Annotated in this window: 13 protein-coding genes and 1 pseudogene; 6 read left to right on the forward strand and 8 right to left on the reverse strand. The window is 63.8% G+C overall.

The annotated features are described in order from the left end of the window. Positions 1-32 precede the first annotated feature (32 nt). Positions 33-2,852, reverse strand: a complete 2,820-nt coding sequence (locus tag KF838_05780; protein QYK49360.1) for a hypothetical protein — start codon at positions 2,850-2,852, stop codon at positions 33-35. Positions 2,853-3,134: 282 nt separating this feature from the next. Between KF838_05780 and KF838_05785 the strand changes: the two genes are divergently transcribed. Continuing rightward, positions 3,135-5,327, forward strand: a complete 2,193-nt coding sequence (locus tag KF838_05785) for a DUF5110 domain-containing protein (protein QYK49361.1) — start codon at positions 3,135-3,137, stop codon at positions 5,325-5,327. A 62-nt stretch (positions 5,328-5,389) separates the two neighbouring features. Next, positions 5,390-7,678 (forward strand): hypothetical protein, encoded by a 2,289-nt coding sequence (locus tag KF838_05790; protein QYK49362.1) that lies wholly within the window; start codon positions 5,390-5,392, stop codon positions 7,676-7,678. Between the two features lie 12 nt (positions 7,679-7,690). Here KF838_05790 and KF838_05795 read toward each other — a convergent pair whose 3' ends face one another. The 4 genes and pseudogenes from KF838_05795 to KF838_05810 all read right to left on the reverse strand — a co-directional run bounded on the left by KF838_05795 (position 7,691) and on the right by KF838_05810 (position 12,618). Beyond that, complete coding sequence (locus tag KF838_05795; GenBank protein ID QYK49363.1) at positions 7,691-9,262, reverse strand: sugar ABC transporter ATP-binding protein; 1,572 nt, start codon at positions 9,260-9,262, stop codon at positions 7,691-7,693. A 69-nt stretch (positions 9,263-9,331) separates the two neighbouring features. Further along, the gene (locus KF838_05800) at positions 9,332-10,351 is read right to left on the reverse strand and encodes a substrate-binding domain-containing protein (GenBank protein ID QYK49364.1); all 1,020 of its coding nucleotides are present in this window, start codon (positions 10,349-10,351) and stop codon (positions 9,332-9,334) included. A gap of 45 nt (positions 10,352-10,396) precedes the next feature. Beyond that, positions 10,397-11,503 carry an ABC transporter permease gene (locus KF838_05805; GenBank protein ID QYK49365.1) on the reverse strand — a complete coding sequence of 369 codons (1,107 nt, stop codon included), beginning with the start codon at positions 11,501-11,503 and terminating at the stop codon, positions 10,397-10,399. A gap of 983 nt (positions 11,504-12,486) precedes the next feature. Further along, positions 12,487-12,618: pseudogene (locus KF838_05810) on the reverse strand (prepilin-type N-terminal cleavage/methylation domain-containing protein). Positions 12,619-12,781: 163 nt separating this feature from the next. Between KF838_05810 and KF838_05815 the strand changes: the two are divergent. The 4 genes from KF838_05815 (at position 12,782) to KF838_05830 (ending at position 18,780) form a co-directional block, all read left to right on the forward strand. Next, the gene (locus tag KF838_05815) at positions 12,782-14,800 is read left to right on the forward strand and encodes a hypothetical protein (GenBank protein QYK49366.1); all 2,019 of its coding nucleotides are present in this window, start codon (positions 12,782-12,784) and stop codon (positions 14,798-14,800) included. 214 nt (positions 14,801-15,014) lie between these two features. Continuing rightward, positions 15,015-17,030, forward strand: coding sequence for a hypothetical protein (locus tag KF838_05820; GenBank protein ID QYK49367.1), 2,016 nt, complete (start codon positions 15,015-15,017; stop codon positions 17,028-17,030). A gap of 113 nt (positions 17,031-17,143) precedes the next feature. Beyond that, the gene (locus tag KF838_05825; protein ID QYK49368.1) at positions 17,144-18,187 is read left to right on the forward strand and encodes a zinc-binding dehydrogenase; all 1,044 of its coding nucleotides are present in this window, start codon (positions 17,144-17,146) and stop codon (positions 18,185-18,187) included. Positions 18,188-18,189: 2 nt separating this feature from the next. Beyond that, on the forward strand, positions 18,190-18,780 hold the full coding sequence (locus KF838_05830; protein QYK49369.1) for a hypothetical protein: 591 nt from the start codon (positions 18,190-18,192) through the stop codon (positions 18,778-18,780). Here the strand turns inward: KF838_05830 and KF838_05835 are convergent. The 3 genes from KF838_05835 to KF838_05845 form a co-directional block, all read right to left on the reverse strand. Further along, a complete protein-coding gene (locus tag KF838_05835) occupies positions 18,770-19,567 on the reverse strand; it encodes a hypothetical protein (protein ID QYK49370.1) in 798 nt (265 codons plus the stop codon). The two genes, KF838_05830 and KF838_05835, sit on opposite strands and share 11 nt — an antisense overlap. A gap of 6 nt (positions 19,568-19,573) precedes the next feature. After that, complete coding sequence (locus KF838_05840) at positions 19,574-21,157, reverse strand: N-6 DNA methylase (protein ID QYK49371.1); 1,584 nt, start codon at positions 21,155-21,157, stop codon at positions 19,574-19,576. 125 nt (positions 21,158-21,282) lie between these two features. Next, positions 21,283-24,234: a hypothetical protein gene (locus KF838_05845; protein ID QYK49372.1), complete on the reverse strand. Its 2,952-nt coding sequence runs from the start codon at positions 24,232-24,234 to the stop codon at positions 21,283-21,285. Positions 24,235-24,236 lie beyond the last annotated feature (2 nt).

Below are 24,236 nucleotides of genomic sequence, written 5' to 3' on the forward strand. Positions count from 1 at the left end.
CTCACGTCGTCCGCGAGACTCGATCGCCTCGCTCAGGTGCAACCCTGTCCGAAGGCGTCGAAGAAGTCGAGGAAGTCCTGGATGTCGATGAAGCCATCACCCGAGAAGTCGGGATTGCCGTAGTTGCCGCACGGCATGGCCTGACCCTCGCACTGGCCGAAGTCATCAAAGAAATCGAGGAAGTCGGCGATGTCAGAGATGCCGTCCTTGTTGTAGTCCGCGGCACACCTATCAAGGAAGAAAGTGTGGGTCAGCACCCGCGCGTTCCCGGATTCTTCCGTCGCGACAGCCGTCACCGTGTGGAAGCCGTGCGTGTTGAACACGCCAACCGTCCTGCGGTGCTCAAGTCTGTCGTGGCGGCTCGCGAGATTCGGCAGGCCGATCAGCGTCAAGGGATCCGTGCCGCTCGGCACATTCAGGAGCATGTACACGAAGTTGGTCGTGCGGTCGAGAGCCCGCACTCGGAACTCGTGGCTGGTCGTCGTCAGCATCGCGGGCGGATCGATGAACTCAATCGCCGGCGGCTCGCGATCGACATAGAAGACCTCGCGGAACTCACGGAACAACGGTGCCTCATCGGCATTCCGCTTGCGGAACGCTCGCACCGCGAGATAGTGCATCCCCTCTGCGAGGGCCGTCGCGTCGATGGACTGCTCATACAGGCCGTTGGCAGCCGCAGAGCCGAACAGGGGCTGATTCACGGTAAGGAACTGCTCGAATCCCGCGACCACACCCGTCGTGTGATCGAAGTCGACAGAGCCGTTGCCGTTCGCGTCGAAATAGCCGGCATCGATCCTGAAGAGGGCGTTGTCGTCGAAGTTCGTGTCGAGCGGATCCGTCTTGCTTGTCGTCAGCCGGATCGTGAACTGGTCGGCCGTGATCACGGGGACCGACGTCAGGCGGCGACGCTGCACAGGCGTGCTCGGCGCATCCGCCGGGATCGTGCTCGCGGTAGGTGTCAACTCAAGCACGCCCGTAGGGAGCGTCGGCACGTAGATCACGTACCCGCGGTTGTGCTCCCCCGCGCTGCTCACGTTGTGCGGCACACGGATGCTCACCACACCCCCGGAACCCACAACGATCGTCTCGGGAATGATGCCGCTCGGATCGACACTCGCGCTCGCGGCGTTGCCGGTGATCTCCTGCAGGCGCGTTCCCGCGGGGAACGTCGTCGTCACGTTGCCCACCGCGCTGCCCGACGCGTAGCTGTCGCTGGTTCCGACGAGCATGTTCGCGGCATACCCGCCCGGATACGACGCTCCGGCGAATCGGGGCGAGCTCAGCTCATAGATCAGCACATCGCTGATGTTCGCGTTGAGAGGGAAGAACTGGCCACGGCCGGCGAAGTTGCGGGCCTGCACCAGTCTTGTCATCAGGTCCGACATCGTGCCGCTCGATGGGTCATAGCCGAGCGCGATCGGCGTGCCCTCGTCGGGGAAGAACGACCCGGTGGGGCGTGTGACGCCTCGTGCGTTGTAGTACACAATCGGGATACCGGGCCGATTGATCACATACGCGTGCGCGAAGAGCCCCTGCTGCCTGAGCGTCGGGAGCGCGGGCAGCGACCCGGGGCCATCGACCGTGCCGTTGTCGTGGCTGAAGACATGGTTCACGCCCACCGTGCCGTTGTTAAAGCCATCGTCCGCAGTGTCAATGTGCGCCGAGAGCACGTTCCCCCAGTTGCCGAAACCCGAAGCGTTGATCAGGTCGCGCAACGAACCCGCGCCCGAGAGATCGAGCGCGTCGCGGTTCCCGAACGAGTCTCCGGGACGCGGCGGATTCCGCCCGTTCGGCTTCCTCACGTAGTTGTCGAACACAAAGCTGTTGCCCGCCGTGTTCTCGCCGAAAGAGAACGCCGTGACCTTGCGCCCGTCCGGTGTGGTGCGCCGGTTGTGCACCGCGGCATCGAAGTACTGGATCCAGAACCAGGACGGGGCATGCTTCGCCGCGTCGAGCCGGAAACCATCGATGCCCTGAACGTCGAGCATCCACTGCGTGTAACGCATCAAGAGCCCGGTGGCGTTCTCCGGGTACGGGTCTCCGGCGAGCGGCTCCGAGGTGTTGTACGGGTAGAGCGTGAAGTTCTGCGCGGGCTGCCCTTGGAACGCCGGATTCGTGAACGTCATCGGCGTCAGCGACTGGTCCGGATAGAACCGTGCGTTGTTCGGATCGGGCTTGTTGTGCACCGTGCCGGCCGGGATGTTCAGCGGGTTTCCCGGCTCGACCGGATGCCGAATGAACGAGTGATTGGACTCCTGCGCAATGTCGACGAGCGCGACAAGGTCGCCGAGAATCGTGTCGTACCACGCGCCCCCAGGATTCTCAGATTGCAGATAGAACGTCGCGCTCCCGGGGTTGTTGTGGAAATCGCCCCACGCGCTGTTCGCCTGCTTGTTCACCGGCGGCGTCGCTGGCGCCATCCAGAACCCCGGCCACCCCCCCGCCGCCTGGAAGGACGCGCTCGTCTGCCGCCCCGAGTTGTGGTTCAGGATCGAATCGACATAGACCTCGGCATTGGCTCGCTGCAGTTCGCGCACCATCACCTGGAACATGCTCTCGGTTCCGTAAGCGGTCTGCGCTCCGGGCCTGCCGAGATCAAACCGATCGAACACGTCATAGCCGACGCTGTTCGTGCTCGCGCCCTTCCCCGGAGGGGGCAGCCACACCGATCCGTACCCCGCCTTGAAGAAATCGGGGACACGACGCTCGAGATCCCGCCACGGCTGCTCGAACCAGTGCAGCATCACGGGACGATCATCGGCGGCACATGCGAGGCCACACGCCGCAGCGACAGCCAGCGCAAAGACAGGCCGGATTGACACACACTTGATACGGTCGGCGTTTGGCATCATGTCAACTCCAACGAATACAGCCACCCCACCTGCACGGAGGGTCTGGGCTATCGGGATTATGACGACTCACCTCCCGTGATGGAACCCACCACGCACCACTTTTCACGGGAATCTTGGCAGAAAGCCGCCCGTAGCCATGCATACCCGATCAAGGTGCTCGTTTGGCATGCGTCACCCACGCCCAACACGTTTCTTGCTACCCTCCGGGTCTCAAGACCACCATGCCATCAGTTCGACTCACGTCCCATATCACCAACCGCAGACGATCGGAGACTCCAGCACATGCCTCTGCCACGCCACCTTCATCGCAGGTCTCTCCCCGCATGCCTTGCCGCTGCCGCGCTGGCAACACTCGCCCCGCACGCACTCGCTCAGGTTTCAGCGATGCTGCCGACCGGCGCGACCCGTTGGGATGCATCAGAAGCAGCCGCAAAGAACGCTCTCCCATCCATGTCCTTCACCGACCCCGCGCTGAGAGAGCAACGCCAGCCGATCGCTAATCACGGCACCGCGAAGCCGGCGTTCAGCAAGGATGCCAGAGGGCGTCAAGTCGCGAGCATCGCGATCTCTCCCGGCACGAGTCTCTACGGCACCGGCGAGAATGCGGGCCCGCTCCTCCGAAACGGGCGCGTGGTTGAGGCGTGGAACACCGACGCGTACGGCTATCGCGAAGAGACCAAGTCACTCTACCAGTCTCATCCGTGGGTCCTCGCCGTCCGAGAAGACGGCTCGGCCTTCGGCGTGCTCGCCGACACCACATGGCGCTGCGAGATCGATCTGACGAACGCCATCACGTTCGCGGCCGACGGCCCCGAGTACCCACTGATCGTCATGGAGGGCCGCACGCCGCACGAGGTCATGATCCAACTCGCGGCTCATATCGGCACCATCGAATTGCCCCCCCTCTGGGCGCTCGGCTACCACCAGTGCCGCTATTCGTACTACCCCGAGTCCCGCGTCAAAGAGATCGCTGAGGGCTTCCGCTCGCGGTCGATCCCGTGCGATGTCATCTGGTTCGATATCGACTACATGCACGGCTACCGCGTCTTCACCTTTGACTCCTCCCACTTCCCCGACCCCGCACGAACCAACAGCGATCTCCACGCCATGGGTTACCGCACGATCTGGATGATCGATCCGGGCGTGAAGGCCGAACCCGGCTACAGCGTCTACGACTCCGGCACCGCGGGCGATCACTGGGTGAAGAAGGCCGACGGCTCGGTCTATCTCGGCGAGGTCTGGCCCGGCCAGTGCGTCTTCCCCGACTACACACGCCCCGAGACCATGCAATGGTGGGCCGGGCTCTACAAAGACTTCATGGCAACAGGCATCGACGGTGTCTGGAACGACATGAACGAGCCCGCCATTTTCAACGTACCCACCAAGACAATGCCCGAAGACAACGTCCACAGGGGTGGAGGGCCCCTCTCCGAAGGCCCCCACGCCCGCTACCACAACGTCTACGGCATGCTGATGACGCTCGGCACCAAGCAGGGGATCGAGGCCGCGAATCCCGACAAACGCCCCTTTGTTCTCACCCGTGCCAACTACATCGGCGGGCACCGCTACGCGGCGACCTGGACCGGCGACAACGCCGCGGAGTGGTACGACCTCGAGAACTCCATCCCCATGATCCTCAACCTCGGCCTCTCGGGACAACCCTTCAGCGGCCCCGACATCGGCGGCTTCATCGGCAACGGCGACGGCCAGCAGTTTGCCCGCTGGATGGGCATCGGCTCGCTCCTCCCCTTCTCTCGAGGGCACACCGGCAAGGGCAACCGCGACAAAGAGCCATGGGCATACGACGAGAACGTCGAACGATCGAGCCGCATGGCTCTTGAACGTCGGTATCGCCTCATCCCCTTCCTGTACACCGTCTTCGAGGAATCATCACGCAACGGCATGCCTGTCGCGCGGCCGACCTTCTTCGCCGATCCTGCCGACCCCGCGCTCCGATCAGAAGATGACTCGTTCCTGCTCGGATCCGATCTGCTCGTCGTCGCGAAGGTCACACCGCTCGGCGACCGCATGCCCGTGATGCCCCGCGGCAACTGGCGTCCCCTCAACCTCCACGATGGCGCGACCGATGCCGACCTGCCCGATCTCTACGTCCGCCCGGGCGCCATCCTTCCCGTCGGACCGATCGAGCAATACGTCGACGAGCGTCCGCTCGATCCGCTCACGCTCTATGTGTCGCTCGATGCGGCCGGAAAGGCCACGGGCACGCTGTATGAAGACGCCGGCGAGGGGTACGCGTACCGAAACGGCGAGTACCTTCGAACGACCTACACCGCAACACGTGTCGGCGACAAGGTCTCTGTAGAGATCGCAGGCACCCGTGGCTCGATGAGCCGTCCGAATCGGAACCTCGTCGTCCGGGTCATGCTCGACGACGGGCGCGAAGCCGCCGCGATCTCAACCGACGGCCAGACCGTCAGCGTCGATCTCACACAGGCCCGATTCCCTGGTCAGTGAACGCCGTCCGCTCTGAGCACACGCACCATCGCTCCCATCCTCCGCGCCCGAACGGATCCAGCATGACACGCACACACCTCTCGCTCGCATGGCTGATCTCCCTGCTGCTCGCGTCCGCGCTGCAACACGCGCACGCACAGGATGAACTCGTCCAACCCGAATCGCTCGATCAGGGCTTCGTTCTGCTGGTGACCGACAGAACGGGGCACGCCTCCACCGAGTCCCCGATCCTGCTCGCTTCGAATCACAACGGTTGGAACCCCAACGATCCCACCCAGGCCTTGACACGCCGTTCGGACGGCAAGTGGCAGATCGTCCGTTCCAAGCCCGCTCTGGATTCTCGTCTCAACTTCAAGTTCACACGTGGCTCTTGGGACACGGTCGAAGTCGATGCCCAGCTCCAGGAGATCGAGAACCGCCTGCTCCCTCGCCTCTCCCCTGCGAGTATCCGCCCCGGCGAGCCGCCTGTCATCGAACTCATCATCGAGAACTGGAAAGACCGACGCCCGCCCGAGCCAGATCTCAACCGAGTTGCTCCCTATCGCGAGCTTGAGGTCACGGGCGACGTGCGCCGCATCGAAGCCGTGATCCTCGGGCGCAACCGCGATCTCCTTGTCTGGCTCCCGCCCGGTCACAGCGACCCGGCCAACATCGGGCGTACCCATCCGATCGTGTGGATGCTCGACGGACAGGCCGCGTTCGAGTTCGTGCCCGCACTGGGCGGAGAGTGGAACGCCGACGAGTCCGCGACCACACTCTCAGATTCGGGCAAGATCATTGCGCCCATCATCATCTCGGTTCCCGGCCCTATCTCTCCGTCAGAGCGGCATGCCGAATACGGACTCGACGCATACGGCCCCGCGCTCATCCGCGATCTCGCACGCAACGCCCTTCCCAGGGTGCGGCGCGCCATCGGCGTCAACACACAACCCGGCATGATCGTCGGAGCAGGCATCGCGGGCACCCTGGCCACGTTCGCCTCAGAATCCGACCCCGAGTCCTTCGGAGTCCCCTTCGTCCCGACGGGGATCGAGCGACCAGAGAGCGAAGGCGTGCCCTTTGATCCATCATGGTCCGCGCAGCTCAAAGCCGCGATGCAATCGACGCTCGCGCCCGGCCGCCCATCCGGACAATCACAACCCAAGGTCATGAAGGAGCCCGAGTTGCTCCCCACGGGCTTCATGCTCGTCGTCACCGACAAATCAGGCAAGGCAAGCGAATCGCGTCCGCTGCACATCGGCTCCAACCATAACGGATGGAACCCCGGCGATCCGAATCGGCGCCTCACGCCGCGATCCGACAGCAAGTGGCAGATCGAACTCCCTCCATCTCCGGACGGGTCGCGGCTGGCCTTCAAGGTCACGCTCGGTTCGTGGGAGACCGTCGAGGTGACGGGCTCGATGGAGGACATCCCGAACCGCGAGCTCCCGCTGATCGACGCTGCCTCTCTACGTCCCGGCGAGCGCCCCGTCATCGAGATCACCGTCGAACAGTTCCGTGATCCTCCGCCGGATGTCGACGTCCGGCTTCGTACCGATCCCTACAGAGCCATCGATATCGCGGGCGGCACGCTCCGAAGGATCGAGGTCGCCGGAGGCCCGATCCCGGTCCGCAGAGACCTCCTGATCTGGCTCCCGCCGGGCTATGACGACCCTGAGAACGCCGCACGCCGTTATCCCATCCTCTACATGCACGACGGGCAGAACATCTTCGAGAAGCTCCCGCACGTTCCCGGCGAGTGGATGGCCGACGAAACCGCGACTCGCCTGATCGCCGAAGGAAAGATCGAGCCCCTCATCATCGTCGGCATCCCAAGCGTCGGCATGCGCCGCATCGAGGAGTATGTCCCGATCGAGGTGTACGACGGACTCCCCGCCCGAGGCAAGGCCCACGTCGAGTGGCTCGCACACGAGGTCATCCCTCGTGTCGAGCGTGTCGTCCGCGTTCGCCCAGGCAAACAGAACCGTGTGATCGGAGGATCTTCGCTCGGAGCCGTCATCTCTCTGTACGCCGCCACGGAACTCCCCGATCTCTTCGGCGCGGCCCTCCTCGAGAGCCCCGCGATGCTCGCGAAGGACCGGCTCCTGCTTCGCTACTTCGAGGAACGGAGCAACTTTCCTGAGCGTGCCTTCGTCGCTGTCGGCACACACGAAGTCGGGCGCGATCCATCGGATGCCACCCGCAACGCCGCATACGTGCAATGCGCCCGAGACCTCTACTCGCTTCTCGGCGCGAAGGGGATCTCCAGCGAAAACCGAGTCCTCGTCATCGGCGAAGGGGCGATCCACAACGAGGGAGCATGGGCAGAGCGCCTCCCCGACGCTCTCCGGTTCCTCTTTCCTCCACGCTGACCGACAGCACGTTCAGGGTGCCGCTGATAAAGACTTGTGCGATTCCATCGTCGCCAGGCGCAGGATGTTGGCCTGTGTCATCTGATCGCCGCTCAAATCTCCCGTGATGCGCCCCTCGCTCATCACAAGGACGCGATCCGAAAGATGCAGCAGCTCCGGCATCTCGCTCGACACGAGCAGCACGGCCACGCCGGACGCCGCCGCATCGCGGATCAACCTGTAAATCTCGGCCTTCGTACCGACATCGATCCCTCTCGTCGGCTCATCGAGCAGCAGAACCCTTGTCTGCTCCCCCATCCATCGCGCCAGCAGCAGCTTCTGCTGATTGCCGCCGGAAAGCGAGCCGGGCAGGGCAGCAGGAGAAGCGGCCTTCACCTGGAAGGATCGCATCCGCTCCCCCACCAGGCGGCCCTCTTCGCGGCGTCTGCGAATCCCGCCCGAGGATGCCAGGAGCCCCATCACCGGAGCAACGATGTTCTCATCAATCCCCAGCAAGAAGAACAATCCCTGGATCTTGCGATCCTCCGGGACGTAACCCATCCCCGCCTTGATCGACGCACGCGGGTTGTGGGGTTGCAGTGGAGAGCCCGCGACCTCGACAGCACCACGAGAAGCGGCATCAAGCCCGAAGATCGCGTCGAGCAGCTCGCTCCGACCCGCACCGACGAGCCCGCCGACGCCGACGATCTCTCCTGGCCGGACCGACAGCGATACACCATCCAACTTCCCGGGTGACGAGAGCGAAGAGACACGCAGGCCCGTCTCGGTCGCCACTCCGTGCTCGCCGCGGCCGTTGGTCGCGGCTCTCGAAGACGGTGTTGTCACACGCCGGCCGATCATCTGCTCAACGAGCGTCGGCTCGTCGATCTCGCTGACTCTCGATGTCGCGACGTACTTCCCGTCTCGGAGCACAGTCACCCGATCGCAGCACGCGAAGATCTCGCCCATCCGGTGAGAGACGTACAGGATCGTGAGCCCGCGAGCCGCAAGGTCGCGCACGATACGAAGCAGACGATCGACTTCCGCGATGGAGAGCGACGATGTCGGCTCGTCGAACACGATCACCCGCGGATCGCTCGCGTGCCCATCTCCGCGCCGCTCAAGCGCCGCCGCGATCTGGCAGATCTGACGCCACCCCGGCGACAACTCGCCGAGCGGACGCGTCACATCGATTCCCGGCTCGAGCATGTGGACCAATCGCGCCGCACGCTCGTTCATGGCCCGACGGTCAACCAGGCCGAACGCGCCGCGCGGCATGTCGTGCAGGCACAGGTTCTCCGCCACAGACAGATTCGGGCACTGGGCGAGCTCCTGATGGACGATCCTCACCCCGTGCGAGTATGCGTCGTCGATCGAGCCCGGCCGCAGCATGTACCCCCCGACCGCCACCGTTCCGCCGTCCTGCCTGTGCAACCCCGCGATCACCTTGCCGAGCGTGCTCTTCCCCGCGCCGTTCTCACCCATTAGGGCATGAACTTCCCCGGCAAGAAAGGACGCAGAAACATCGTCGAGCGCCTGCGTCACGCCGAATCGCTTCGAGACGCGATCAACGGTGACCAGAGGATGGGGTTCTGAATGCTCCATACGTACCGGAGAGCTCCCGACAAAGAAACCGGGCGGGATCTCTCCCGCCCGGCACTTGAATCAGAATGATCACTTCTTGCCGAGCCAGCGATTCCAGATGCCCGCATACTCGTCGACATTTTCGCTTGTCACCACGGAAAGCTCGAATGTGTTGATGACGTTCTCAGGGCTCTTGTTGAGGTGCGCACGCTCAAAGAGCATCTCCACCGTCCGGTACCCCCACCCGTAACAATCCTGCCCGACGAGCGCCTGAACCTGACCCGCCCGGACATAGTTCAACTGCTCGGGCAGATGATCTACGGAGACAACCTTTGCTTTCCCCGCGACCCCATCCAGCGCGTTCTCGGTAAAGAGCGGCCAGCCCCCCACCATCGCCCACCCTGTGATCTCAGGGTTGTTGATCTGAACGTCCTTCACCTTCGCCGCGGCGTCCGGAGCGGTCTCCGGGTGGTAGTACACGTCCTTGATCGTCACGCCGGGGTGCTTCGAGATCTCATCGCGCACGCCCCTCACCCGCGTCTGCAGGTTCGGCGCGCTCTGATTGCCCGCGAGGATCGCGACCACACCGGTCTCGCCCATCACCTTGATCAACTCGCGTGCAACCGCCCTGCCCGCCTCCTCGTCGTTGATCCCGTAGTACGCAAACCGCTTGCTGGCCGGCGCATCGGAATCGAACGTCGCGACGTACACGCCCTTGTTCACGGCGTCATCGATCGCGCCCGTCAGGATCGCGGCATCCGTGCACGAGACAGTGATCCCGTTTACACCCTGCGCAACCAACTGCTCGATGAACTGCGCCTGCTTCTGGGCATCCTCCGTGTTCGGCGTCCGCCAGTTTACCGTCACCTTGACCCCATGCTTCGCGGAGAGCTCCTTCGCCGCGTCCTCCGCGCCGGTCCTGGCCGCCTGGAAGACGGGATTCGCTTGGCTCTTGGCGATCACGCCGAAGACGTACTCCGACTTCCCACTCGATTTCGTCCCTCCAGTCGCGGGAGCGGATGCGCTCCCGCCCTCGGACTTCTTGCACCCGCCCAGCACACAGAGCATCAGGGCGGCCGCGCCCACGACATTCATCACACTTCGAGACATGGCTGTACCTCCGTCGAAGGCCGGAAACCGGCCGAGAGTGGCTCATCACTTCCTAGTCAAACGCCCGAACACGGCAAACGCCGCGGAAGGGTTGCTCTTCGCCTGATCGACCAGCACCGCGATCACGATCGCGGCTCCCATCACGATCTGGTTGTAGCTCTGATCGATCTGCAGAATGATCATCCCGTTGTCGATCAACTGGATCACGATTGCCCCGAGCGCGGCCCCGAGAGCCGAACCCCGCCCCCCGGAGAGCGACGCGCCGCCGATCACCGCCGCCGCGATCACACGGAGTTCATACCCCGTGCCGGCATCCGATGTCGCGGCACCGAAATACCCCGCGTACATGCACGCCGCCAGTCCCGCCAGCATCCCCGCGATCGTAAAGGCAATGATCTTCACCCTGCCGACCGGAATCCCCGCGTACCGCGCCGCGACCTCGTTCCCGCCGATCGCGTACACACGCCGCCCGAGAACCGTCCGCGACATCACAAACCAGCCGACCAGAGTCGTCACCACCATCAGCAGCGACGGCACCGGCTGCACGCCCCCGATCGTGAACTTGAAGAACCCTCGCTGCACGGACTCCGGAAAACCGCTCACGGTCTGCCCCCCGCTCATCACGAATGCAACGCCGCGATAGATCGCCATTGTCCCCAGTGTGATGATGAATGGATGCACGCGCAGCCCCACGACCATCGCCCCGTTCAGCATGCCCGCGATGGCACCCACACACATACAAACGCCCAGCCCGACTGGCAACGCCACCGCGAGCCCGGTCGAGCGTTCCAACTCGCGCATCGCGAACGCGCCACACAACGCGGCCAGTGCATAGATCGAACCGATCGAGAGGTCAATCCCCGCCAGCGCAATGATCGCCGTCATCCCCACCGCCATCACGGCGATGTACGATGCAGTATTCGCATTCTGTACGATGTTCTGCGTATCAAGAAACCGATTGACCTCGACGCGGATCGGCTGTCCCGTCTCCGGATCGAGCATCGCGGTGTTCGTCGCCGGATCCATCTTCGGGACCAGCTTCGTGCCGCCCAGCAGCGTCAGCGCCGCCGCCATCAGCACGATCACCAGCACCAAGCCCGACTCCTGGAACGCCAGCAGCCGCCTCAGCCATCCCTTCTTCGGTTGATTCACGGTGCCAGTCAGATCTTCACCCGTGTCGCTGCTCTCGAATTACCCGCCACGCACCAACCGGGGCGATGGCTTGCCCGCCTCCCGCGATCCGCACACCGCGAGGGGCCGGTAGGATAGCGTGAACGTCCCGTCTGTGCGTGCAACCGCCGGTCCCGGACCGTTTGCTAATCGATCGTCTGGACACGCTGACTTCGCGTTCGATCGATCGTGTTGATGCTCTGAGCGTTTGTCGAATCTCCGGTCTCGAAGAAGATCTCCTCGATACGCCCCCGTATCAGGTCGGCATGGCCATCCGTGAACACCCAGTTCCCGCCGCGGTCGCTGTGATTGTCAACCTTCCCGTAGTGCCCGGGCTGCGCTCTCGCGGGGATATGGTTGCTCTCCGACTTGTAGAACGAGTTCGTGCTGTAGTCCGGCCCGTTCGTGTCGTCCCCCCAGAGCGGCGCAGGATTCAGAATCACCGACTCGTACGTCTTGAAGCCGGCGATGTACATATACGAGATGTTGTACGACACCACATCCCGCTCGCTGTTCGGCATCTTCGGAACAACAGCCGCCGCAGACGAGTAGTTCGTCGCCGTCAGCGTCTTGCCGTAATACCTGTCCTCACGATCCGACGGGCAGAGCAACGCACCGTAACCGTCCAAATAGCCCGACATCAGCGGCGTGCTCACCGGCGGGCTCGATCCCGTGTAGATGGCCGAGCTCGGATCCCCCGAAGGACCGCTCGCCCCGCGATAGCCGTACCGATCAGTCCCCGTCACCACACCGTTCTCATCCTCGGCATCGCCGACCTGCCAGAGACTGAAGAGCCCCGCAACACCGCCGTACGAGTTCTGGCTCGTCAGGATCTTGCTCGTGCGCCACGCCGTCCGCTGCGCGCTGTTCATCAGGAACAGCGGATACCAGTCCTTGTTCTCGTTCGCGTAGTGCGTCAGCGACATCCCCATCGAACGCGTGTTTGCAAGGCACTTCGTCAGTGCCGCGGCTTTCCTCGCCTCGCCCAACGCGGGAAGCAGAATGCCGATCAGCAACGCAACGATCGCGATCACGACTAGCAGCTCGATAAGCGTGAACGCCTTACGACACGATGCTCCGACGTGCCCAACTTGCATGGATGACTCCTCGTCCGCGGACGGAATCGACCGAAGCGCGACAACCAGATGTTGCCGCGCCGCATACATCAAGGTAACGTCCGTGTCAGGTTCCCGTCAAGATCCTTGCGATTTCCACCTTCTTCACCGATCGCCGCACAAGACGGTGTCACCCAGAGGTCACATGAACGCAGCCACCAGCGATCGTTCGAGAAGAACGTCCCGTACCCCTCACGGATTCGCCCTCCTCACCACCATCACGCTCGCAGGCCCCCTCCACGCCCAACCAGCCATCCGCACCCTCTCCCCGTCCATTGGCCTCTTCGATCTGGAGAACCACGAGCTCGAGATCGGGGAACACCTTGCCCGAATCGGCACGGCGGGGGGCGAGCCGCTCCTCACAATCCAGATCAAAATCAGCGGCAATGACCACGCTGCAAGACCGATTCGGTTCTGGATAGGTGATACGCTCCCGCAACCCTTCCCGAACAACCTCACGCTCCAGATCGGCAATGCCCCAGCCCTTCCTCTGCCGCTCGCCATGGACAACAACCTCGAAGCACCCGGCTGGGCCATGGGAGCCGTCTGGTACCAGATCTTCCCCGAACGTTTCCGCAACGGCGACTCCGACAACGACCCGAGCGGGCCATCAGTGGCTCGCACCAAGTGGCAGTCAGACTTCAGCGACGTCACACTCGACGAGATCGAACTCGCCTGGTCGAGACAGCGTGCCGGCGATCCACGCTCTCTCGCAAGTTTCAACCGAAGAGGCGGCTCACGCAGATCCACGATCTTCGCACGGCGCTACGGCGGCGACCTCCTCGGCGTCTACGAGCAACTCGACCACATCAAGTCCCTCGGCGTCACCGCGATCTACTTCTGCCCTGTCTTTGCCTCATCCTCCCTCCACAAATACGACGCCGCCGACTTCCGACACATCGACCCGACCTTCGGCCCGCCCGCCCCGAAACATGAGTCCCTCGACACTTGGGACTGGACAACAGCCGACCAGTACTTCCTGCACACCCTGCTTCCCGCTGCCAAAGCCCGTGGCCTGCGCGTGATCATCGATGGCGTTTGGAACCACACCGGCACCGACCACTGGGCATTCAAAGATGTCGTCGAGCGAGGCCGCTCCTCCCCATACGCCGATTGGTTCCGAGCCCGTTTCAATGATGCCGGCAATCTCGTCGGGTGGACGGCGTGGGAAGGCCAGAACGGGAACCTCCCCGAGTTCACGCAGACACCGGATGGCGATCTCCACCCCGAAGTCTCTGATCACATTTTCGAGATCACCCGCCGCTGGATGGATCCCAACGGCGACGGCGATCCCTCCGACGGCATCGATGGCTGGCGTCTGGATGTCGCTCCCGAGATCGGCAATGCCTTCTGGTCACGCTGGCGGGCGCACGTCCGCTCTTTGAATCCCGATGCAATCCTTGTCGGTGAGATCTGGTTCGATGCCCAGCCCTGGTTCGATGGCGTCGCCTTTGACAGCCAGATGAACTATCCGTTTGCGATCGCCACCGTCGAGTGGGTCTCTGGAGCGCCAAGAACGTCAAGCCAGTCCCTCTCCGATCGCCTCAGCCGCGTCTTCTCGCACGCGCCGCACACCGAACTCGTGCAGATGAATCTTCTCGGCTCGCACGACACGCCCCGCCTCCTCACCATGATCTCGCGCCCAGACGCGCCTTATGACGACGGTGCAACCATCGTCGAACTCGGCAGAGATGCGGCTCGCCGAAGACCCTCTGCCGACGCCCACCGCCGTGCGATGCTCGCCGTCGCGATTCAGGCAACCGCGCTCGGTTCGCCCATGGTGTACGCCGGCGATGAACTCGGGGTCTTCGGGCCCGACGACCCCGACAATCGAAAGCCGATCCCCTGGCCCGACCTCGACACGCCGGACAACCCGGACGATGCGCCCGATCTGAACATGCTCGCTGCATACCAGGAGTGGTTCACAATCCGACAGCACCCGGACTATGGCCCCATATTCCGTTATGGGACGATACGGTTCCTCGAATCAGACAACCCCGATCTGCTCGTGTTCGAACGCGAGCTCAACGGGAGGCAAGTGCTCATCGCCGTCAATCGAGGCGGTTCCGACGCTCCGTTGGCCACACTTGATCATCCCTTCATACACGATTTGCCAGATAGTCGGGTGCCGCCCCTTTCCGCTCGCTTCTACACGAACGAGTGAGATCAGAATCGTGAATCGTGGACGAGATCTCAAAGACGCAGGTCGTTGCAAAAGAACCCGCGAAACGCCGACAAATCTCTCGCAATCCGCCGATCACCTTTCTATATTCGAGGAGTTTGGGTACGCCCCGTTGCGCTCGCGCGTAGACGGGGCTTCGCCCGTCGCGGCGTGCGCACGCCGCGGTTTCGGACCCGTTATGAGGGAGATCTGAAGTATGAAGGTTCACACTGTGCTCTCGGCGGCCGCTCTCGCAGCACTCGCCGGTCAAGCGTTCGCTCAGCCCGCCGTCGATGGCAAGCTCACGGGTGACGAATCTTTCTACGGTGCCATCAAGTGGGTGCAGAATGTTCCCACCGGCTTCGGCGACAACCACCCTTCCAACGTGCCGCCCTCAGGCGACGCCGCCGCAGCAGTCACTGGTGTCGAGTTCGCTATCCCCCTCTCCGCGATCGGTGGCTCGGCTGCGAACCTCCGCCTCGCCGGCTGGATCAACTCCGGCGACCGCACCTTCATGTCGAACCAGGTCATCGGCGGGCTGCCGAATCTCGGCAATCTCGGCGGCACCGGCGGCATCAACTTCGGCTCCATCGCCGGGGATCAATACATCACACTCAACCCCGCCACCGTCGGCACCGCCCCCACACTCGACGGCACGAAGGACTCAATCTACGGCGCGCCCCAGGCCGGATGGCTCCAGAACAACTTCACCGGCTTCGGTGACAACGGCACCGCAACTCCCGCAGGCGGCGGCGGCTCAGAGATCAACGCCGTCTACGCCGTCGTCAACGGCGGCACCCTCTATGTCATGATCACCGGCAACGTCGAGTCCAACGGCAACGGTCTCGATCTCTTCTTCGATTCGAGCGCGGTCAGCGGCGGACAGAATGTCCTCGCCAACGGCCTCGGTGGTGGCGCGGGCACCCGCCTCAACACCATGAACAACCTCACGTTCGACGCCGCGTTCAGTGCCGACTACTACCTCACCTTCGACGGCAACGGCACCACGAACAACGTCCACTTCGCCGATCTCAACGGCGCGACCGGCTACTTCGTCGGCAATGGCGGATACGCCACCCTCGGAGGCGCACTCTCCGGTGGCGACAGCGGCGCACCCGCCATGTTCGCCACGATCGACAACTCAAACACCACCGGCGTGACCGGCAGCCCACCCATCACGATCCCCTCTGCTGACGCCGCAGTCGGTTCAGAGATCAACGGCGTCTACGGCTACGTCGATACCGCCAACGGTGACCTCTACGTTCTGATCACCGGAAACATCGAGAGCAACTTCAACAAGCTGCACCTCTTCATCGACGCCAACGCCACCGATGGCCAGAACGTCATGCGCAGCGACAACGTCCCCGCTCTCTTCAACCAGATCAACCGCTTCGGACCCGGCACCGAGGGCACCGGACTCGTGTGGGACGCAGACTTCGCCCCCGACTACTGGATGGCCATCAACATGGGCGGCTTCCCTGTCACCCAGTACGCCGACGCAGCGACCCTCCGCGCCGGCGGCCCCATCCTCGGCTTCAACGATGAGCCGTACGACTACCGCGCCTTCCGTGGTTCCCTGAATGCCGCTACAAATACCATGCTCTTCGATGGCCCCATCATCGACATCCAGGATGGCGGCGACACAGACATCGAGACCAACTTCGCCCCGCGTCTCGCCGGCAACTCCCTCCTTCTCGATCCCTTCAATCCCGTCGGCACGCCCGACGCGATCACCGTCGCAACCGACAACTCCAACATCGCAGGCGTCACGTCATCCTCTGCCGCAGGTGCAGCAGCGGTCACGACGGGCGTTGAACTCCGCATCCGCCTGACCGAGATCGGCTGGGACGGTTCGTCCGACATCAAGATCGGCGGCTTCATGACCAACGGCGACTCCGGCTTCGTCTCCAATCAGGTCATGGGCGGTCTGCCGGACGGCTCATCGAACCTCGGTGAGGCCCGCGCCATCGACTTCACGCTGATCGCCGGAAACCAGTTCGTCAACCTCAGCCAGCCCGGTGGCGGCGATCCCTGCGACCCCGCCGACTACAACGGGGACACCATCGTCGACATCCAGGACTTCCTCGACTTCTTCGGCGACTACGGCCCCTGTGAGTTCCAGGTCACACCCTGCCCTGATGCCCTCTTCGATGTTGACCGCTACAACCCGGACAACTTCGTCGACATCCAGGATTTCCTCGGATTCTTCGACATCTTCGGCCAGTGCTCCTGATCGAGATCGCACCTCGTTCCATCTGCAACCCAGAGGCCCTCACGCAACGCGTGGGGGCCTCTTTCGTTCCCGGCATGAACAACCGATCGGCACCACCGAACATATCCTCACGCATGCACGCACTCGTCATCACGAAGCAAGGCAATCCCGTCGCACCCAGCATCCGCTATCAGACCGACTGGCCCGATCTCCCGCCGCCGCCCCCCGATTGGGCGAACATCCGAACCCTCGCCAGCGCGTTCAACCACATGGACCTGTGGGTCGGCAAAGGCGTCCCAGGGCTCAACCTCACCTATCCGCGCGTCAGCGGCTGCGACGCGTGCGGCATCGTCGAGGCCGTGGGTCCCGGAGTTGATCCCGCATGGATCGGCAAGCGAGTGATCGTCAACGCCGCGACCGTGCTGCCCGAGCCGAGCCGCCCCGGCGATCCCCCCGCGACAACACTCGCGCCGCTCTACGAACTGATCGGCGAGCATCACAACGGCATGCACGCCCAGCGATTCGCCATCCCCGCAGCGAACATGGCCGATGTCGGCGAGGCGAACCCCATCCAAGCCGCGGGCTTCGGGCTCTGTGCCCTCACCGCGTACTCAATGATCATCACCAAGGGCGGACTCAAGCCCGGACAGAGCGTGCTCATCACGGGCATCGGAGGCGGCGTCGCAACCAGTGCGCTCGCAATCGCTCGCCACCTGGGTTGTCCCATCGCAGTCACCAGCCGCCACCAGTGGAAACTCGACAAAGCCAGAGAACTCGGCGCGGCGCTCTGCATACTCGACCAGGGACAAGACTGGTCGAAAGACGTGCGGAAGTGGACCGAAAAGAGAGGCGTCGACATGGCGGTCGACTCCGCGGGCAAGGCCACGCACCTGAACTGCATCAAGTCCCTCGCGCGAGGCGGCACGTACGTCACGCCCGGATGCACCAGCGGACCCGATGCAACCACCGACCTCGCAAGAATCTTCTGGAACCAACTCAGGATCCTCGGCTCCACCATGGGCAGCAACCACGAGTTCAAAGAGATCGTCGCCCTCTTCAACAGCGGGGCGCTCCGCCCGGCGATCGATCAGGTCTTCGACGCCCGCGACGGCATCAGGGCATACGAGCGGATCGAGGCCGGCGAGCAGTTCGGCAAAATCGTGCTGCGTTGGGAGTAACCATGCATCCCCCTCGCATCACCATGCACGAGGCGCCCGGTGCCATCCGGCGGCTCATCTCAGCACTCAACCGGAATCCGCATGTGATCGGAATCTCCGGGCCGGTCGGGTCAGGCAAGACGACGCTCGCCTCAAAGCTCTCGGGATGCATCATCCCGACCGACGCCTACCTGCCGGACTACGACAAGGTACCGCCGTCGGAGCGTGACAACCCCGAACATGCCGACCTCGCACGCCTCGTAGACGACATCCGCTCCCTCCGCGATATGGGACAAGCCAGCATCCCGGTCTGGTCGTTCCACTCTCACAAACGCGAGGGGCAGCGCAGCGTGGTTCTCAGCCACCAGACGATCGTCGTCGAGGGGATCCACGCGCTCGACGAGCGAGTGGTGCCAATGCTTGATCTGGCCATCCTCATGGACGCGAGCCCCAGCACCAGATGGGCTCGCTGGGAGGCCATCGAATCCGCGGGTGAGCGCGGCTGGGGCGTCGAGCGAGCCCGCGACTACTTCACGCAGGTCGCCGACCCCGCATACACCGCCCGTCACGCAACATACCTCTCTCGAGCGACTCTGGTCGTCATCAACGAGTAAGCAGCCGGTGATCCCGCCACGCCGGGAACCTCGCCCGCCACTCCCGCACCGCACCGGGATCGATCTCGACCGAGAGGCACGCCTCTTCATCGCGCAGCTCGGCCACGATCTCTCCCTTCGGGTCGATCACGACCGACCCGCCTGCATACACCATGCTCGGGTCGCGGCCCGTCCGGTTCACGCAGAGCACATACGCCTGGTTCTCGATGGCCCTGGCGATCAGCAACGCACGCAGGTGGCCCGCCCTCACGCTCGGCCAGTTCGTGGTGACGATGAAGACCTCGGCCCCCAGCAGCAGACCCTTCCTGAACAGTTCCGGAAACCGCAGGTCGTAGCAGATGACGGGGCATACACGAAGGGTCGAGCCGCCCGGTGTGGACCAGTCGTAGGTCTTGACCTCCGAGCCGCCCGGGAAGTGGTCGGCCTCACGCTCGCCCGGCGGCCCGAGCCCGAAGGGATGGACCTTCTCGTACTCGCAGAGCGCCTCACCGTCTGGGCCGTACACGCTCGCGAGGTTCATGGCCCGCCCGGCCCCGTCGATGGCGGTGCGGGAGCCGTGAAGGTAGATGCGATGCCGGGCAGCCGTGGCTGAGAGGAAGCGTGAGGTCTCGCCGTCGGTGTCGGCGGTCTGTTTCACGTGAAACGAGAAGCCGGTGTCGAACATCTCGGGCAGAATGGCAAGATCGGAAGGAGAGAGGGATGTCTGTTGAATCAGAGAACCCGCCTTGGCGCGATTCCCCAGTTTGTCTTCCCAGAGCATGTCAAGTTGGAGGAGATGCGCTTTCATGTGCTGCTACTCGATAAGGGGTATCTGCCCGATCTGTCGGGCGGTCAATCGGAAGACGCTCGCCGACATGCCCGTGCCTTGTGCGATGATGGACGCTGTGAGACTCGCCTGGGGCGAACAGAGTGAGTGCATGATCCGCGCGAGCGGGACGCCCTCTCTGGGATAGACCGAGATCACGGGCGTGACCGGGAGCCAGCGACCTGATTCATCGGCAACGCACTCGATGCTTCTGGTCTGCGTCGCGACGAGGATCTTTGGAACGAGTCGTTTCCGAGCCCATGCGGCCATCGTCTCGTCGGCCTGGAGGGCGTGCAGATCGATTCGCGGTCGGAGCCAGAATCGCTTGAAGATGCGGCACTGTTTGATTCCCCAGAGGGTTCGCCCCGGCTCGATCATGCCGCTGGTGATGAGGCGAGGGAAGCGTGAATCGTCGAGGGCTCCGCTCTCGTCTTCCAAGATGAACGGCGCGAGCCCGTAGTAGGCGTCGCGGAAGTCGGCTGTTGCGGAGCAGATCGAGGATAGAGTCGGAGCGGAATCGAGCGTGCGTCGGTCGATCGTGGCGACATCGTTCATCGACCAGATGCCGGACGCGTTCGCATCGGCCAAGACCTTCTCTTCTGTGTCGCACCGCCGGAGAAGCAGGACGCAGGGTTGCACACCCGCATCGAACGCGACATCGTCGATCGGCTCGATGCCGAGTACTTTGGCGTGTTCCCCGACAAAGCGTCGCAGCGGCGCGGCATCGCGTGAGGCGAGCAGCGAGCGGGGCACGATGATCGCGATGATGCCCTGGGGTCGGCAGAGCATGACGGCTCTCCAGACGAACGCCGCGGCGGAATCGGCGTAGCCCGTGATAACCCCTCTCGATGCATGCCTCAAGTATTGTGCAAGGGAACGCGATCGCGCTGTCCCTCGGGCGAGTTGGCCGAGGAAGGGTGGATTGCCGATCACGATATCATGTCGGTCGGCCCACTGGAGCGGCGTGTTCGCGGCCGCGCTCGCCCGTTCCGGATCGTGCTCGCATCCATCGAGTACGCCGACGAGCGAGTCGCCGCACCGTACTTTGATCGCATCCTGAGGGCAGACGCGTTCCATCATGAGCGCGGACCGCGCGATCCAGCATGCGATCGGGTCGATGTCGCACCCCTCGACACAGAACTCGCAGCCGGCAGCGGAGAGCTTGGCACTCATGCGCGTGAGGAAGTTGCCGGAACCGCACGCGGGATCGCAGACGCGGATGATGCCACTGGGTGTGCCTCTGGAATCAGACAAGGCACCGAGCGCGAGATCGGCCACACGATCGACGAGATGCAGAGGCGTGTAGAACGCGCCGACCGCGCGGCGTTCACGCCGTCCGATGCGGAGCGGCTCCAGATCGGGACCAACGGTCCATTCCATGAGCTGCTGGTACATCCTGCCCATGCGGAAGGCGAGCGGTTCTTCAGCATCGCGCTGGGCGAGCAGACTTGCCTCTGCCAGAGAGAGCAACTCGTCGCTCAGAGATTCCGGCAGGTCTGTGAGATGCCGCGGGATCGAGAGATCGGACTCGTATGAATCTCCGAGCGTCTTCAGAGCGGCACGGAGCACCATGAAGCGGGCAGCATCTGAGCCGGGCTCGGCTCTGTGGGCGTGTAACAAGCGCGAGGCGCAGGCCAATGCACCACGCAGCGAGGCACGGGTGCGAGATGGTGGCGTTGCGGTATCCATAGGCAGCTTCAGGTGCGAAGCACGGTGAGCCCGCGCACGTCGATTTCTACGTCTGCAAATCGTGATTCGGCGTTGAGCGGATTCCTTCTGAGATAGTTGCGGATGCGATGTTCGGCATCGGCATCGCGGGCGATCATAAAGAGGTATCCCCCGCCTCCGGCACCGGGGAGTTCCCATGCGGCCAGATGGTCTCTCAGCGTGTGTGTGATCGATTCAACACTTGGGAGCGATGCGCCGGAATCGGCGGCTCTCTTGAGGGACCAGTACTCGGCGAGGCGGACGGTAATCTCCGATTGATTTCCGGCTTTGACGGCATCGGCCATGGCGATCGCACCGTCTTTGAGTGCGACCACAGCATGAAGCATGCGAGGATCACGAGCGAGGTAACGGCCGACGACGCCACGCAGGATTCCTCTCGCCATGCGACGCTCGCCTGTGAAGTAGAGGAGCATCCGAGGGCCGTCGGGATCGCTGAAGAGCCGATCGGAGAGCGTCGAGACGCGGGGGACCTGATCGAAACCAGGAGATGTGGTGAGCAGCTTGACGCCGGGCGTCAGGCCGCCGGCTTGATCCTGCCAGCCGCCGCCGGTTCCGAGCATCTGCTCGAGGCGGAGCGTCTGCGCAAAGAGTCGCTCGACGGACATTCGGCGGCCGCATGCATCCGCCAGTGCGGCCAGGAGCGTCGCGCCGAGAATCGAGCTGGTGCCAAGACCGGAGCCCTTGGGGAGCGTGGAGTATGTCGTCACATGGAGCCCGCCCGGTCCATCCCACATTCTCCGGCAGACCTCGTCGACGCTACGCGGCGGAGAGTCCGATTCGGCGTTCAGGGCGATGGCTGCGCACGCAAGGGATGCCCAGCGTGTGGGATCGAACGGGAGGCGAAGCTCCGTGATAGCTCGGATACTTGTGGTCCGGCCGAGATCCGTGCTCGTGATGGTGATGCCGGGGCGTTCGGTCCGCATCACGATGGCATGGACCGCGGCGTGGCCACCCACCCTGACTGCTGCGTTCACAACTGTTCCGCCGAGTTCGTGGCAGATCGGTGGCGTGTCCGACCAGCCCCCCGCGAGATCGATGCGGGCCGGGGACGATGCCCAAGACGCCTGACTGGGCAGGATGGGCTCCGCACGTGTGGGCTTTCGATCGACGCGTTGTGCGTGTGCCGCGGAGCGTTCGACTGCTTCGGCAACGCATGCCATCGCGCGGTCTCGAAGCGGCGCGGGATCGCGCCCGGCGAGACGAGCGAGATCAGAGGCGATCCAGAGCGTGGAGGCCCGGGCGGTCGGCTCTGTCTGTTTCTTCGCTCGCTCTGAGCAGGCGGCGAGCGCGCCGGCTGCGTCGCGGGGCAAGAGGTCTTGGAATGCTGCCGGAGGTCCATCTGGCATGGTGCCGCGCGTGATCGCCTCCGCCGCGTCCTGGCTTGCGAGTGTGCATCGATGTTCGATCATCGAGGCATGGTCGCAGGTGCGCACGGCTTCGGCGACTGAGATACGCGGTGCGCGCAGCCATGCGGATGATGGCAATGCATGTGCGCTCCACATCCACTCGATGGACCTGAGGGCATCCTTGCGAGTTTTGGCGACGGGCCAGAGGGGTGCGTCATAGAGCGAGCACTCTCGATCTGTGATCGACACGCGCTCCACACGCCGGACCTGCTCGATCAGTGGCTTGCCGCCGAGGGTTCCTCCGTGATCGATGGGCGTCTTGAAGTCGTCGGACTTGCCGAACGCGATGCTTGCGAAGCCGCCGCCGGTGAGGGGGAGGATGACAACACCCCACCCGTGCGGCATGCTGAATGGACGATCGGTCTCGAGGCCGACGGCGACGTTGTCCCCTTGGAATCTCGCCGCTTTCTGAAAGGAGCAGGCGTCGATCCAGCAGTTCGCGTCCGCCGAGATCCGTGACCGACCAACGGTCGCCAGAACAACAGGTCCCGGCGCGGCGTTTCTTGTGTCCCGCAGCCGTCGGTCGCTGATTGCCAACGAGAGCAACTCCGCTGTCGTGCCGACGTGGAGAAAGTCGCACGAGGGGATGATCCGCACATTGAAGTGGACCGACCGAAGCATCTTGGTTAGCATCGGGAAGTCCGAAGACTCACCGGCAGCGGCGAGCAGCACGTCAGCGTACAAGTCCATCGGCGGCGACGAGGCGTCGATGATGCGAGCGAAAGGCGGCTTGAAGCGGAGCCGTTCGCGTCCTGCATCGAGTGTGAGCCCGAACGACCGGACGAGACGCAGGACTGTCGGCTTATCGATTACCACGATGCCTGAATCGACGAGTGCGTGGCCATCACGAGTCAGTGCCCCTTCACGCCTCATCGCCTCATGGTCCGGCTTCTGGAGAAACGTTGTGACGCGGCCCGAGGCGTCGTGCACGTACACGCCGTGACGCATCGCGGTTTCGACTGGTGCGGGGAAGGCGACGCCCGTGATGCCGGGGCTCGTCAGATCGATCGTGTGCGCGGATGCGTTGAGCAGCACATCGCCCGATGCGATGAGAGTGGAGCCGGGATTCGTGCCGCGGAGATGGACGTTGACAAGATCGCGGAGAATGAGATCGAACATCGAGAGGGGCGTTCCGCTCGGATCTCGGCGATCGAGTGGCAGGAAGAGCTTCCCGCACGCTGCGTAAGCGGGGAGCCGGCGGCTATCGCCACCGGAGTGGATGATGAGAAGTCGCTGTCCTTCAAGGATCGCATCGAGAGAGGATGGCCGCTTGCGCTCGCGACGGAGTTCGGCGAGTCTTGCAGCGAGGACGCGGGCGATTGCCACCAGCGTGGCGTTGCCGGATCCGGCACGCTTGTCGTGCGGATCGGGAACGACGAGCCAGCGACGGACCGAGGCCATCGCGCCGCGTGAGGCGCGCTCTCGGAGGTTTCGGCGGTACCCTGCCGCCTGAGCGCGTGAGGATGCGGTGATGACGAGCCAGTCGATCTGGTTGCTCTCTCGTCGGCGGGGCATCG

It is taken from the genome of Phycisphaeraceae bacterium (assembly GCA_019454185.1).
Lineage (GTDB): Bacteria > Planctomycetota > Phycisphaerae > Phycisphaerales > UBA1924 > JAHBWV01.

Coding starts and splice junctions, on each gene's coding strand:
- KF838_05795 (QYK49363.1), bottom strand. CDS start 9,262: ATGGAGCATTCAGAACCCCATCCTCTGGTCACCGTTGATCGCGTCTCG.
- KF838_05845 (QYK49372.1), bottom strand. CDS start 24,234: ATGCCCCGCCGACGAGAGAGCAACCAGATCGACTGGCTCGTCATCACC.
- KF838_05825 (QYK49368.1), top strand. CDS start 17,144: ATGCACGCACTCGTCATCACGAAGCAAGGCAATCCCGTCGCACCCAGC.
- KF838_05790 (QYK49362.1), top strand. CDS start 5,390: ATGACACGCACACACCTCTCGCTCGCATGGCTGATCTCCCTGCTGCTC.
- KF838_05785 (QYK49361.1), top strand. CDS start 3,135: ATGCCTCTGCCACGCCACCTTCATCGCAGGTCTCTCCCCGCATGCCTT.
- KF838_05820 (QYK49367.1), top strand. CDS start 15,015: ATGAAGGTTCACACTGTGCTCTCGGCGGCCGCTCTCGCAGCACTCGCC.
- KF838_05840 (QYK49371.1), bottom strand. CDS start 21,157: ATGGTGCTCCGTGCCGCTCTGAAGACGCTCGGAGATTCATACGAGTCC.
- KF838_05800 (QYK49364.1), bottom strand. CDS start 10,351: ATGTCTCGAAGTGTGATGAATGTCGTGGGCGCGGCCGCCCTGATGCTC.
- KF838_05780 (QYK49360.1), bottom strand. CDS start 2,852: ATGATGCCAAACGCCGACCGTATCAAGTGTGTGTCAATCCGGCCTGTC.
- KF838_05835 (QYK49370.1), bottom strand. CDS start 19,567: ATGAAAGCGCATCTCCTCCAACTTGACATGCTCTGGGAAGACAAACTG.
- KF838_05830 (QYK49369.1), top strand. CDS start 18,190: ATGCATCCCCCTCGCATCACCATGCACGAGGCGCCCGGTGCCATCCGG.
- KF838_05815 (QYK49366.1), top strand. CDS start 12,782: ATGAACGCAGCCACCAGCGATCGTTCGAGAAGAACGTCCCGTACCCCT.